General features: G+C 56.2%; 16 protein-coding genes. 1 reads left to right on the top strand and 15 read right to left on the bottom strand.

Going from position 1 to position 12,852, the window contains the following annotated elements:
• Window positions 1-53: 53 nt before the first annotated feature.
• The 12 genes from NIZ92_RS05630 to NIZ92_RS05575 form a co-directional block, all read right to left on the bottom strand.
• Complete coding sequence (locus tag NIZ92_RS05630; protein ID WP_009457570.1) at window positions 54-1,424, bottom strand: replicative DNA helicase; 1,371 nt, start codon at window positions 1,422-1,424, stop codon at window positions 54-56.
• A gap of 274 nt (window positions 1,425-1,698) precedes the next feature.
• Window positions 1,699-2,154 carry a 50S ribosomal protein L9 gene (gene rplI, locus NIZ92_RS05625; protein WP_009457571.1) on the bottom strand — a complete coding sequence of 152 codons (456 nt, stop codon included), beginning with the start codon at window positions 2,152-2,154 and terminating at the stop codon, window positions 1,699-1,701.
• Window positions 2,155-2,172: 18 nt separating this feature from the next.
• Entirely contained in the window at window positions 2,173-2,445 is a 273-nt protein-coding gene (gene rpsR / locus NIZ92_RS05620; RefSeq protein ID WP_003802444.1) for a 30S ribosomal protein S18, read from the bottom strand.
• A gap of 89 nt (window positions 2,446-2,534) precedes the next feature.
• Window positions 2,535-2,852, bottom strand: coding sequence for a primosomal replication protein N (priB, locus tag NIZ92_RS05615; protein ID WP_009457572.1), 318 nt, complete (start codon window positions 2,850-2,852; stop codon window positions 2,535-2,537).
• Between the two features lie 13 nt (window positions 2,853-2,865).
• On the bottom strand, window positions 2,866-3,264 hold the full coding sequence (rpsF, locus tag NIZ92_RS05610; protein ID WP_026484337.1) for a 30S ribosomal protein S6: 399 nt from the start codon (window positions 3,262-3,264) through the stop codon (window positions 2,866-2,868).
• A gap of 143 nt (window positions 3,265-3,407) precedes the next feature.
• On the bottom strand, window positions 3,408-4,211 hold the full coding sequence (folE2, locus tag NIZ92_RS05605; protein ID WP_026484336.1) for a GTP cyclohydrolase FolE2: 804 nt from the start codon (window positions 4,209-4,211) through the stop codon (window positions 3,408-3,410).
• 149 nt (window positions 4,212-4,360) lie between these two features.
• On the bottom strand, window positions 4,361-6,226 hold the full coding sequence (dxs, locus tag NIZ92_RS05600; RefSeq protein WP_088450773.1) for a 1-deoxy-D-xylulose-5-phosphate synthase: 1,866 nt from the start codon (window positions 6,224-6,226) through the stop codon (window positions 4,361-4,363).
• 113 nt (window positions 6,227-6,339) lie between these two features.
• Window positions 6,340-7,248 carry a polyprenyl synthetase family protein gene (locus tag NIZ92_RS05595; RefSeq protein WP_022983568.1) on the bottom strand — a complete coding sequence of 303 codons (909 nt, stop codon included), beginning with the start codon at window positions 7,246-7,248 and terminating at the stop codon, window positions 6,340-6,342.
• Window position 7,249: 1 nt separating this feature from the next.
• Window positions 7,250-7,516, bottom strand: a complete 267-nt coding sequence (locus tag NIZ92_RS05590; protein ID WP_003802451.1) for an exodeoxyribonuclease VII small subunit — start codon at window positions 7,514-7,516, stop codon at window positions 7,250-7,252.
• 179 nt (window positions 7,517-7,695) lie between these two features.
• Entirely contained in the window at window positions 7,696-8,535 is an 840-nt protein-coding gene (locus NIZ92_RS05585) for a sulfurtransferase (protein ID WP_226348642.1), read from the bottom strand.
• A 4-nt stretch (window positions 8,536-8,539) separates the two neighbouring features.
• Window positions 8,540-9,448 carry a DMT family transporter gene (locus NIZ92_RS05580; protein ID WP_080655545.1) on the bottom strand — a complete coding sequence of 303 codons (909 nt, stop codon included), beginning with the start codon at window positions 9,446-9,448 and terminating at the stop codon, window positions 8,540-8,542.
• Between the two features lie 89 nt (window positions 9,449-9,537).
• Window positions 9,538-9,696 carry a hypothetical protein gene (locus tag NIZ92_RS05575; RefSeq protein ID WP_155624324.1) on the bottom strand — a complete coding sequence of 53 codons (159 nt, stop codon included), beginning with the start codon at window positions 9,694-9,696 and terminating at the stop codon, window positions 9,538-9,540.
• Here NIZ92_RS05575 and htpX point away from each other — a divergent pair.
• Window positions 9,695-10,576: a protease HtpX gene (gene htpX, locus NIZ92_RS05570; RefSeq protein WP_009457574.1), complete on the top strand. Its 882-nt coding sequence runs from the start codon at window positions 9,695-9,697 to the stop codon at window positions 10,574-10,576. The genes NIZ92_RS05575 and htpX overlap by 2 nt on opposite strands.
• Window positions 10,577-10,664: 88 nt before the next feature.
• Here the strand turns inward: htpX and NIZ92_RS05565 are convergent, their stop codons facing one another.
• The 3 genes from NIZ92_RS05565 to NIZ92_RS05555 all read right to left on the bottom strand — a co-directional run bounded on the left by NIZ92_RS05565 (window position 10,665) and on the right by NIZ92_RS05555 (window position 12,778).
• A complete protein-coding gene (locus NIZ92_RS05565; protein WP_035270757.1) occupies window positions 10,665-11,285 on the bottom strand; it encodes a GyrI-like domain-containing protein in 621 nt (206 codons plus the stop codon).
• A 25-nt stretch (window positions 11,286-11,310) separates the two neighbouring features.
• Window positions 11,311-11,769 carry a GNAT family N-acetyltransferase gene (locus NIZ92_RS05560; RefSeq protein ID WP_009457575.1) on the bottom strand — a complete coding sequence of 153 codons (459 nt, stop codon included), beginning with the start codon at window positions 11,767-11,769 and terminating at the stop codon, window positions 11,311-11,313.
• Window positions 11,770-11,833: 64 nt separating this feature from the next.
• A complete protein-coding gene (locus tag NIZ92_RS05555; protein WP_254002833.1) occupies window positions 11,834-12,778 on the bottom strand; it encodes a prolyl oligopeptidase family serine peptidase in 945 nt (314 codons plus the stop codon).
• Between the last annotated feature and the right edge of the window lie 74 nt (window positions 12,779-12,852).

The raw sequence follows: 12,852 nt of genomic DNA, 5'->3' as shown, positions 1-12,852 counted from the left end.
ACATCTGGCAAACGGCCTCACAAGCCCGCGCACTGAAGCAGCCACTGTGCTTTTTAATTGGGCATGTAATCCAGAAAGCGCGTGCTGGCTCCGGCGAAGGTCAAGCGAACCGAACCAATAGGACCGTTACGCTGTTTACCAATAATAATTTCAGCCGTGCCTTTATCGGGCGAGTCCGGGTTGTAGACCTCGTCACGGTAAATAAACAAGATCAAGTCAGCATCCTGCTCAATAGCACCGGATTCGCGCAAGTCACTCATCACTGGGCGCTTGTTTGGCCGTTGCTCCAGGCTTCGGTTCAACTGCGACAAAGCAATCAAGGGACAGTTCAATTCTTTGGCCAGACCTTTCAAGGAACGACTGATTTCAGAAATTTCCGTTGCCCGGTTCTCGCCACCGCTTGAGGACATCAGCTGCAAGTAGTCGATGATGATCAAGCCCAGTTGGCCACACTGTCGTGCCAGACGTCGAGCCCGTGCACGCACTTCCATGGACGACAGGCCGGGCGTTTCATCAATGTAAATCTGGGCCTCCTGCACCTGCTGCACGGCATGTGTCAGACGTGGCCAATCGTCGGCTGTCAGCTTGCCGGTACGCATACGGTGCTGGTCCAGCAAACCGACCGAACCGACCATACGCATGGCCAACTGTACCGCGCCCATTTCCATGGAAAACACGGCAACGGGCAAACCCTGGGCAATCGCAACGTGCTCGCCAATATTCATGGAGAACGAAGTTTTACCCATGGAAGGACGACCCGCCACAATCACCAGGTCGCCCGGCTGCAAGCCTGACGTCATCTTGTCCAGGTCAATAAAGCCAGTTGGCACCCCGGTTACTTCCGAATCGCCTTCACGGTGATACAGCTCGTCAATACGTTCCACCACCTGGCTTAGCAGGGGCTGGATTTCCAGAAAGCCCTGCGAACCACGCGCCCCTTCCTGGGCAATCTGAAACACACGGGTTTCCGCCTCGTCCAGAATCTGCCGGGCCTCCTTGCCCTGCGGATTGAAGGCGGCCGAGGAAATATCATCAGCAACGGTGACCAGCTTGCGCAGCGTGGAACGTTCGCGAACGATCTCGGCGTAGCGACGAATATTGGCCGCCGATGGCGTGTTGTGAGCCAGCGCATTCAAATAGGCCAGCCCACCCACCTCTTCCTGCTTGCCTGCAACCGACAAGGACTCAAACACCGTGACGACGTCGGCAGGACGGGCCAGACCAATCAAGCGGGTAATGTGTTGCCAGATCAGCTTGTGATCAAAACGATAAAAATCCTCGTCGGTGACAATATCGGCCACCCGGTCAAACGCGGCATTATCGAGCAACAAGCCACCGAGCACCGACTGCTCCGCCTCAATGGAATGAGGCGGGACCCTGAGGTAATCCAGCGTTGAATCGGATTTGGCTGACTTGCTTTCCATGCATATACCTTCAAATCAAGGAAAAAAATCGACGCCGCAGCCAACAGAATGTGTTGTGCGGGCTTGAACAGTATGTGTATCTGGGGTCAGAACAGTCAGGCTCAACAGCGTGCTGGGCCGACAGGACCGAATGCGGCAATACAGTCACGCCGCAGGCGTGCTGGCTCTCTTCAAACGGAATGAAGAGAAAACAAAAAAGCCGGCTTGCACCGGCTTTTTTGAGCTTGGCAGATACACTCCATGAAAGAATGTACCATGCGTCAACGCGCTAGGCTTAGGCTACGTCGCCTTGAACCACAACGTTGATTTCAGCGATCACGTCAGGGTGCAGAACAACCTGAACGGGGTACTCGCCAATGGCTTTCAGATGACCGTCTGGCAGACGAACCTGAGTCTTGACCAGGTCGGCAAAGCCGGCATTTTGCAATGCATTGGCGATGTCCATGGTGGTCACGGAACCAAACAAACGACCGTCCACGCCGGCTTTTTGAACCAGGGTGAAAGCTTGGCCGTTCAGCTTTTCGTTCTGAGCCTGAGCAGCGGCCAGCTTTTCAGCTTGCAGCTTTTCCAGTTCGGCACGGCGTGCTTCGAACTCTTGCAGAGCGGCAGCCGTAGCACGGCGAGCAACTTTGCGTGGCAGCAGGAAATTACGGGCGTAACCATCACGTACGCGCACAACGTCACCCAGATTACCCAGGTTGGCGACTTTTTCGAGCAAAATAACTTGCATGACTAAGGTTCCTCTGGATTATTTGTGGTTGTCGGTGTACGGCAACAGAGCCAGGAAACGAGCGCGCTTGACAGCGGTGTCCAGCTGACGCTGGTAGTGAGCTTTGGTGCCCGTCAAACGTGCAGGGATGATCTTGCCATTTTCCTGGATGAAATCACGCAGGGTGTCCAGATCTTTGTAATCAATTTCTTCAACGCCAGCGACGGTGAAGCGGCAGAATTTGCGGCGCTTGAACAGTGGGTTCTGTTGTGCAAATTTGCGTTTTTTGTCTTTGCCTCTACGGAAAGCCATTTTGTGCCTCGTTAGTAACCGGGCTATACCCGGAAGAATTCAGTGTGAAGCGAGGTGTTGAACACTTCGCGACGATCGAGCCAGACCAGTCAAACCGTAACAGAGCCTTGTCCCGGAAAGTGACGCTGATATTGCTGTACATGCAGCACCAGACGCGTCGAACCTTTACGGGCTGGGGCAATAAAACCTTGTAGCTGCAAACGGGCTCCCAAAGGAGTGTCTGCCAGACCCAGTGCATTATTTCCCAAAGCCACTACCTGCATCGTCAAAGCGATTTGCCGGGAGTGACCGGCTTCCATTACGGAAGATTCGTGTTCCAGGACCAATTCCAGAGCTGGGACACCAGCCGGCGTATAACGCAAGGGCTTGATGTCGACAAGCTGACCGGCAAGAGAGAACTGGTTCACGTAGTCGGAGCTATTACTCTTCAGCTTGAGCTTCGGCTTCAGCAGCTGCAGGAGCGCTGGCTTCAGTACTTGCTTTACGTGCTTCTTCGCGTTCGACGGACTTCATCATGACCGAAGCGCCTTCAGGGGCTTTCTTCGTGCCAGCGACGAGGTAACGCAAGATAGCGTCGTTGTAGCGGAAGGAATGCTCCAGCTCGTCCAGGGTGGACTGACCGCATTCGATGTTCAGGCACACGTAGTGAGCCTTGACCAGTTTCTGGATTGGGTAAGCCAGTTGACGGCGGCCCCAGTCTTCCAGACGATGAATAGCACCGCCTTCGGAAGTAACAATCGCCGAATAGCGCTCGATCATGGCGGGCACTTGCTCGCTTTGATCGGGATGCACAATGAACACTACTTCGTAGTGACGCATGGAACAACTCCTTGTGGATATCGCCTACTACCCGCTGTAAAACCAGTCAGGCACCAAGCGCGACAGCCCGCCCATTCAATCCGGGTCGAGCAAGAAACCATAGATACTAGCACCAAGAAAGGCTGGCTGACAAGCCAAAAGCCTTAGCCCTGCACGCTTGCGTAGGCAGAGTGATTATGAATCGACTCAAAATTCTCGGCTTCGATGCTATAACGCAACACTCCGGGCAAGCTGCGCACGCTGACGGCTACATCACGCACCAGATCTTCGACGAATTTGGGATTGTCGTACGCGTATTCGGTAACGTACTTTTCGTCAGTACGCTTGAGCAAGCCCCACAGCTGGCAGGACGCCTGCTCTTCAACCGATTTGATCAGCGTAGGCAAGTCCAGCGCAGCCGGATCCGCAAACACGGCCTGCACGGTAACGTGCGAGCGCTGATTATGCGCACCGTACTCTGAAATTGCCTTGGAGCACGGGCACAGGCTGGTAACCGGAACCAGCACGGACAACTCAAATTCGGGCTGGGCATCCACACCGACACGTGCTGTCCAGCTGACGGTGTAATCCATCAGGCTGGCCACACCGGATACGGGTGCCACTTTTTCCAGGAAAACGGGGAAGGTGGCTGTCATGTCGCCACGCCCGGCATTGAGCAAAGGCAGCATGGCCTGGGCCATCTGCACAAAACCGGCGGGCGTCATGGCTTGACGGCGGTACTCTTCCAGCAAAGCCACAAAGCGCGACATATGGGTGCCTTTTTCTTCGGGCGGCAAGGCCACCGTCAACTCCCATTGCGCCACGGTGGGCACGGCCTGCCCTTGCAGGTCCAGCATCATCGGATGCCGCACCCCGCGCACACCCACGCGCTGAATCGCAACACGGCGTGTATCCGTGCTGCTTTGCACATCTGGCATGGCCAAAGGCGATTCCGACACTGTATTCATATCCATCAGGTTCAGCTACGACAGAGCCGCAACCGTAAATAAAAACAATAATGAATTATTATCTTACGCTTATCGCACGCGAGGTTCGATAACCTTAATAAGAACGCGCATATTGGGGTATTTAAACCCTAAACTGTGCAGAAATTGCCTCACGCCTCAAGCAAACTTGAGAAACGTTCACGAATGGAGCGCTCAATGCCTGCGGCATCCAGGCCCAGATCCTGAGCAATTTTCTTCTGATCGCCGTGATCGATGAACTCGTCGGGGTAGCCCAGTTGCAATACCGGCATTACCAGCGCTTCACGACTGACAAACTCCAGCACCGCGCTGCCTGCGCCCCCCATCAAACAGCCCTCTTCCACAGTCACAAAAGCCTGATGGCCTTGTGCCAGCTCTTGCAGCAAGGCTTCGTCCATCGGTTTTACAAAACGCATGTCTACCACGGTAGCGTCCAGAACCTCGGCTGCTTTCAGCGCCTCGTGCAACACGGGACCAAAAGCCAGAATGGCCAGGCTCTTGCCCTGACGGCGCAGATTGGCCTTGCCCAGCGGCACGGTATGGAGCTCCTGATCCACTTCAGCACCGATACCCGCTCCGCGCGGATAGCGCACCGAGCTGGGCCCTGGGTGCTGATAACAACAGGTCAGCAGCAAGCGGGTTTCGTTTTCGTCCGACGGCGTGGCCACCACCATGTTCGGAATGCAGCGCAGAAAGGCGATGTCGTAATTACCGGCATGCGTTGCCCCGTCTGCGCCCACAATACCGGCGCGATCCAGCGCAAAAGTGACATCCAGATTCTGCAGGGCTACATCATGAATCAGTTGATCGTAGCCGCGCTGCAAAAAGGTAGAGTAAATCGCCACAACCGGCTTTTGCCCCTCACAGGCCAAACCACCGGCAAAGGTCACGGCGTGCTGCTCGGCAATACCCACATCAAAATAACGACGGGGGAATTGTTGCTCGAACTCCACCATGCCACTGCCTTCACGCATGGCGGGAGTAATACCGTACAGACGTTGGTCCTGCCTGGCCATATCGCACAGCCACTGACCGAAGATCTGTGTAAACGTAGGGCGTGGCTTGGTCGTAGGCGTCACCAAACCCACAGAAGGATCGAATTTGCCGGGACCGTGATAGAGCACCGGGTCGGCTTCAGCCAGCTTGTAGCCCTGCCCTTTACGGGTCACCACATGCAGGAACTGCAAACCACCCAGATCACGCAGATTGCTCAAGGTAGAGACCAGCGCATCCAGATCGTGACCATCAATCGGGCCTACGTAGTTAAAACCCAGCTCTTCAAACAGCGTGGCCGGAGACAGAATCCCCTTGGCGTGGCCTTCAAACTTGCGCGCCAGTTCCAGCACAGGCGGGACATGCTGCAAGACAGTACGGCCTACATTCTTGGCAGCGGCGTAGAACCGGCCCGACATCAGGCGAGCCAGATAATGATTCAGGGCACCCACCGGCGGCGAGATCGACATATCGTTGTCGTTCAGTACCACCAGCACATTCACATCGGGCGTCACACCGGCATTGTTCAGGGCTTCAAACGCCATACCGGCCGTCATCGCGCCATCACCGATCACGGCAATGTGCTGACGCTCGATCCCGGCATTGCGCGAGGCCACGGCCATTCCCAGCACTGCGGAAATCGAGGTTGAGGAATGCGCCGTACCAAAGTCGTCATACTCGGACTCGGAACGCTTGGGAAAACCGGAGATGCCATCTTGCTGACGCAAGCTACCCATCTGATCGCGGCGGCCAGTCAGAATCTTGTGCGGATAGGACTGGTGACCCACATCCCACACGATACGGTCGTGGGGAGTCTCGAACACATAGTGCAAGGCAGTGGTCAATTCAACCGTGCCCAGATTGGACGACAAATGCCCACCGGTTTTGGATACGGATTGCAGAACAAACTCGCGCAGTTGTCGTGCCAGCTCGGGAAGATCACGTTGATCAAGCTGGCGCAAGTCGGCGGGAGACTGGATCTGCTCTAGGGAAACGGTTGTCATACTAAAGACGTCTATCCGGGCAAATAAGTGAAACGACTGTCTAAAAACAATCGCCAATCGGCTATTGTAAAACGCTTCGCGGCCTGTGCCAAAGTAGCACAGGCCCGCGTCGCTTAATGATTGCGACCCACGATGTAATCAGCCAGTTGCGTCAGACGTGCCGCAGCAGGTCCCAAAGGACGCAAGGCCAACTGGGCCTGCTCATTCAGAGCACCGAGCAACTCGCGCGATCCGTCCATACCCAGGATGGAGACATAGGTGGGCTTGTTATCGGCGGCATCTTTGCCCGCCGTCTTGCCCAGCGTGGCGGTGTCAGCCGTCACATCCAGAATATCGTCCACGACCTGGAAGGCCAGACCCACAGCCTGAGCGTACTCTTCCAAACCATTACGCACGGTAGAGGAAGCACCCGCCACAATACCACCCAGCAAAACGCTGGCCTGCAACATGGCGCCAGTTTTCATGCTGTGCATCTCTTGCAACTGATCACGGTCCAGGGCAATGCCCACGCTGGCGCAATCAATAGCCTGACCACCGGCCATACCGGCACTGCCGGCGGCCTGCGCCAACTGGGTAATGGCTTGCACAATCAGCGCAGGGGCAATCGGCATTTGTGCCAACAACTCAAAGGCCAAGGGCTGCAAAGCATCGCCAGCCAGCATGGCGCACGCTTCATCAAACTGAACATGGGTGGTTGGGCGACCACGCCGCAATTTGTCGTCATCCATGCACGGCAAGTCGTCGTGAACCAGCGAGTAGGCGTGGATCAATTCCACCGCCGCCGCTGCCAACTCCAATGCTTTCAATTGGGCAGCGGCCATGGGCTTGCCTTGCAAGGCAGCCTCACCGGCGGCATACACCAAGGCAGCGCGCACGCGCTTGCCGCCACCCAGCACGGAGTAGCGCATGGCTTCGTGCAAACGAGCAGGTTCCTGGCTGACAGGGGGCAGCAATTGTTCCAGTACGGTCTCGGTCTGCTCAACCCGCGCCTGCAGCCAATCAGAAAAACTGGTAGAACTCATCTTAACTATCTCCAACAGCTTCATCCCCGGACAAGGGGCGCAGCAGATTGCCTTGCAATACGCTGACTTGTTCTTGTGCAAGGTCCAGCTTGCGCTGACACAATTGGGCTAACTCCACGCCCTGCTCGTAAGCCTGCAAAGCCTGCTCCAGCGGCAATGCCCCGCTTTCCATGCGAGCGACCAGCGCTTCCAGTTGTGCCAGAGCGGACTCGAAATCCTGCTGGGCTGGCGCCTGGGCGCTTTGATTATCATCGCGAGATTTAACCATAACTATTCCTGATCAATGAGGGCCGTCAGGACTGGCTGAGACCCAATTGGAAGTGGCATTGTACGGGAGGCGGCGGCTTGCTGCCCTTCCCAAGGAGTACTTTCTACTTTGGGACCGCTCCACAGCAAAAAAGCCGCTCCGGAGCGGCTTTCTCAGCACCAGAAACTCAGGGCGTTGAACTAGCTGCGCGCAACAGGTCGGCTGGCGTCACTCACCCATTCACTCCAGGAGCCGGGATAAATGCTGGAGCCAGACAAACCGGCCAACTCCATGGCAAAAAGATTGTGACAAGCTGTAATACCGGAACCACACTGGTGCACAACCATCTCTGCCGAAATCGCTCCCAGCAAGTCCTGAAACTCCTGACGCAGCTGATCGGCCGGTTTGAAACGCCCCTGTTCACCCAGATTATTCAGATGCGACCGGTTAAGCGCATCGGGGATATGACCTGCGACCGGGTCCATCGGTTCCACGTCACCGCGATATCGCTCGGCAGCACGTGCGTCCAATACGGTAAAGATAGGTTTGGACAGGTTTTTCAGTACCTGCTCGGTCTGCACAGTAGGCATGGCAGCCTGCTCAGGCACACTCAATTTAGCAGCTGCTGGTACAGGCTTGGCCGGGCCGCTTTCTTCGGCTCCGCCCAACTGCTGCCAGGCCTGCCAGCCCCCATCCAGAATGGCGACTTGAGGATGCCCCAACCAGCGCAGCATCCACCACATATGGCTGGCGAATAAAGAACCTTGGGCGTCGTAGACCACGACCTGCATACCATCACGCAAGCCGTTTTTCTGCAAAAGCTGCGCCAGCTCCTGACGGCTGGGCAAAGGATGACGGCCATTCAGACCCGTCTTGGGTGCCGCCAGATCCAGCTCGTGATCCAGAAACACGGCACCCGGAATATGCCCCTGTTCGTAAGCGCGTCGTCCTGCCTGATGGTCGGCCAAATCATGGCGTACATCCAGAATCAGCCACTCCGAATTATTCAGATTGGCCTGGACTTGCTCTGCGCTAATCAGAAATTCAAACACGTTCTGCCTCCTTGACGGGAGCCTGCTCCGCTGTCGCGGCCTGACCTCGCAAGATACGATCCTCGCTGTAGGTACGCCAGGCCGACAACAGACCAGACCCAATAATCAATGCCATACCTGCCCAGGCTAACCAGTCAGGCACATCACCCCAGAAAGCAATGCCAATCAGGGCGGCGAAAATAATGGTGGTGTATTGCAAGGCTGCGGTCAACAAGGCCGAGCCCAAGCCAAAAGCACGCGTCATGGTCAATTGCCCGAACAAGCCGGACAGGCCCACGCCCAGCAAGGCCAGCCACGCGCGCCAGCTCAACTCGCGCCAGCCTTCCCACAAAAGTCCAACCAGGCTGGAACAGACGACAAAACAGGAGAACAGCAGCACGGTGCGCCATTCTGGCTCCCCAGAGCGCCCCAGGGCACGTACCTGCATCATGGCCACCGCGCTCAAGGCGCCAGCACACAGGCCCAGCATGGCGGCCCACCATTGGTCTGGCGTAATGCTGGGGCGCAGGACACCGATCACGCCCATAAAGCCCAGCAACACGGCAATCAGACGCACAGGGTCACGCTGGGTGCCACCCCAGGCAAGCATCCAGAAAGCAATAAACAAGGGAGCGGTGTAGTTCAGGCTGACCGCGGTGGACAAGGGCAGATTAGCCAGAGCCAGAAAGCCCAGCCACATGGAACTGACCCCGGAGACATTACGCCGGACATGCAGTTTCCAGCTTTGAGGAGCCAGCCTCAAGCCACGGCTTTTAGCCCAGAACACCAGAAGAAGAACCGAGGGCACACCCCGGAACAAAACAATTTGCGCCATCGACGCCCCGGCATCGGCGGACACTTTGACACAGGCCCCCATAATGGCAAACATGGCGCAGGCTACCAGCATCCATAATGACTGCATGTGATCAAACCAGATTCAGTAATAAGGGAAAGCCATTACTATACTCCCCACCTTGTAAAAGTGGACCGGTAACCCCATATCCAGACCACTTACGCAACAGCAAGAACCTCGGCGCAAGAAACTATCTTGCCCGGAAGCTGACTAAAAGCTGAATATTTTATTTTCACGCCTGGAATCAAGGCTAAAATTCGCGCAGATCGTGTTCTCACGATCACGATTTTTTCTGTTACACCGGAATCCGCATTCATGAAACGAATTGTCCTTTTCTTAATCACCAACCTGGCCGTCATGCTGGTGCTCAGCGCCTCCATGAATATTTTGGGTGTGGGACGTTACCTGAACGCGCAAGGTCTGGACCTGACTCAATTGCTGATTTTCTCGGCTTTGGTCGGTTTTACCGGCGCCATTATCTCCTTGCTGATGAGCAAATGGATGGCCAAGCAAAGCGTGAACGCCCGTGTCATTGACCCTAATGCCCCCGCCAATGCCGAAGAGGCCTGGCTGGTCGATACCGTGCACCAACTGGCCGACCGTGCCGGTATTGGCCGCCCCGAAGTGGCCATTTACGAAGGCGAGCCCAATGCCTTTGCCACCGGCGCTTTCAAGAATGATGCTCTGGTCGCCGTGTCCACCGGCTTGCTGCGCGGCATGACCGAAGAAGAAGTCATGGCGGTGCTGGGCCACGAAGTTGCCCACATTGCCAATGGCGACATGGTCACCCTGACCCTGATCCAAGGCGTGGTGAACACCTTTGTGATCTTTCTGGCCCGTCTGGCCGGCTACTTTGTTGACCGCGTGCTACTGCGCAATGATCGCGATGTGGGCATGGGTTACTACGCCTCGGTCTTTGTGTTTGAGCTGATTTTTGGCGTGCTGGCCTCCATCATCGTGGCCTGGTTCTCGCGTCAGCGTGAATACCGTGCTGATGCCGGTTCCGCTCAGTTGCTGGGTTCGCGTCAGCCCATGATTCACGCGCTGGCCCGCCTGGGCGGCATGGCTCCTGGCGAACTGCCCAAGAACTTTGAAGCCTCCGGTATTTCGGGTGGTCGTTCGATCAGTGCGATCTTCGCCTCCCACCCTCCTATCGCTGCACGTATTCAGGCTTTGCAAAGCGCTCAATCAGTCTAAGATCCCAGGCGGCCTGAACGGCACAGCCAAATAAAATGCCCCAAAAGCACACAGGCTTTTGGGGCATTTTTTATGCCTTGGCGCAAAGTTAGCGTATGGGCTGCCGAACAATCATCTTGTGCCGACTCGACGACGCTTTGCTCCAATCACTCAGATAGATCTCGTGATACACGCCCAAAGGCTCCAGCCCTTCCTGCGGCAGGAACTTCGTATAGAGCTGCGACAACAAAGCTGACAGATCGGCTGGGGAGCCCACATGCATCACCTGCACGCACTTGCCCTCCGTCACGGCTTCCCACCTGGGAGCTGGAGCGTTCCCCAACTGAGCACGCATCTGGGCTACCGCACCTTCCAGACCCGCCTTATCGGTCCATACAGGCAAGGTCACTTGTACACGCCACTGCCAGTTTTCCCGCCGCCCTGCTTCCACATCTTTCGGATCCGCAGCCCAGTACAGAACTTCGACCGGCGCTTCCATAAAGTCACGCCCCATGCGTTGGCGTGCCTCTCGACGGATAGGCTCAATAGCAAGCTGCAAGGTCTTGATAGCCGCCCCCACCGCAACAGGCTCGGGAGCACCTTTGCCATCCAGAATGGCAAACGGCAAAGTGGGCACATCCAGCACCCGAAAATGGTGCTGCAAAGGCGCATACAACATCTTCAGGGCTGGGATATCCTGGCTTAAATCGATCATGTTTTCGTAAGCCATAAAAAGGTCTCACCTAACTCCAAACCTAATCAGCAAAGTGATATTCCAAAATATCGTCACCGAACTCATCACGCTGGCCGCTTTCGGTCCAGCCTAAATGACGATAGAAACCATAGGAGCGCACCTGAGGATCACTATTACAAGCCAGGAACAGGCGCGTAAAACCACGCCCCTGCAAGTCCTGCATCATCTGTGTCAGCAAACGACGGCCCAGACCCAGGCTTTCATAGTCGGGCAATAGCGCCAACACCATGATCTCGCCACTCTCGCTATCACCGAAGCAATAGCCAGCCATCTGCTCATCGACCAGGGCCACATAGCCGGGGCAACTACCATCCTCAATACCTGCGGCCCAGCTTTCGGCGGTAACTCCCAAGGCGGCCAGATCCTCTTCAGAAAAAGCATTTTCACGAGTCAGTCCCCGGATACGCAGGCATTCGCGGGCGTCATCAGGCACTGCAGCGCGCAAGACTATCTTGCTCATTCACTACTCCAATATAAAAAGGGCAATGACGGCAAATCATCACGTCATCGACCATACAAAAGACTTAAGGGGTGTCAGTGTTGAGTTGGCTCAACCACTGGGCAATGTCGCCCACGACCTGGGGCATGGCCGAGCTGCCATCGGCCTGCGTCATGACGTGATCCAGATCGGGATAGCTGCGCCACACCACATGCGGGTTATCCACCTGTGCCACCATCTGGGCAGCGGCTTGCGGCGAGACCGAGGTATCGCGCCCGGACTGAATCACCAGAGTGGGGATAGCAATCCGTCGCAGCACCTCAGCCTGATCCAGATTCAGCATCTGCTGCCACCAATCGCGTCCATGTCCGCTCATCCGAGTATCCAGGCCGGCCCTGGCCTGCCTCAAAAATTCGCCCAAGCCATCAAGCATGGTTTGCTTGTCGGCAGCCGGCATCTCTTGGATTGAGGCGCTATAGAGCACATCATCCTGGAACCAGCGCCCGCCGCCATTAAAACTGATGGCCGCATCCAGATGCGAAGTCTGGGCCGCCAGCAAATGAACAAACACCGCTCCCTCGCTGCCACCCAAGGCAAAAAGCTTGTCATAGCGGGTCTGACTTTGCAGCTGTTTTAAAACCGCATCCAGATCAGCCACACGCTGTTGGGGCTGGTCGCGCTGAATATAGTCTGTCGGGCAGTCGCTACGCTCGGGATCGTCGCTATCAGGCAGCGCGGCCGTCAGCGCATATTTTTCCACCGCCAGCACCTGGGCTTGTGGACGAGCCTTGGCCAGGGTTTCCCAAACAACTTTCTTGTGCGCCACGCTATTGCAATCCGAGCCTTGCACAATCAGAAGCAGCTCCTGCACACCTTCTTGAGGGGCGATGGCAGGCTGGACGTAATAATGAATGGTGCTGCCATCTGCACGCGCCAATTCATGTAGCTGCGTTTGAGCATAAGCCTGGCTGCCCAAGACCCCAGAGATAGCAAGGCCCGCCAGGCGGGCCAGAGAAATTGAATAATCCATGCCGCACTGTGGCACAGAATGATGAAGATTTGATGGAGAAAAATGGCGGACTCGCCGCCATGAAAAGGGACCAG

Source organism: Alcaligenes sp. 1735tsa3, assembly GCF_024134565.1.
Lineage (GTDB): Bacteria > Pseudomonadota > Gammaproteobacteria > Burkholderiales > Burkholderiaceae_B > Alcaligenes > Alcaligenes phenolicus.
The sequence above is the reverse complement of the archived record's forward strand: the minus strand, read 5'-3'. Positions and strand labels throughout refer to the sequence as shown.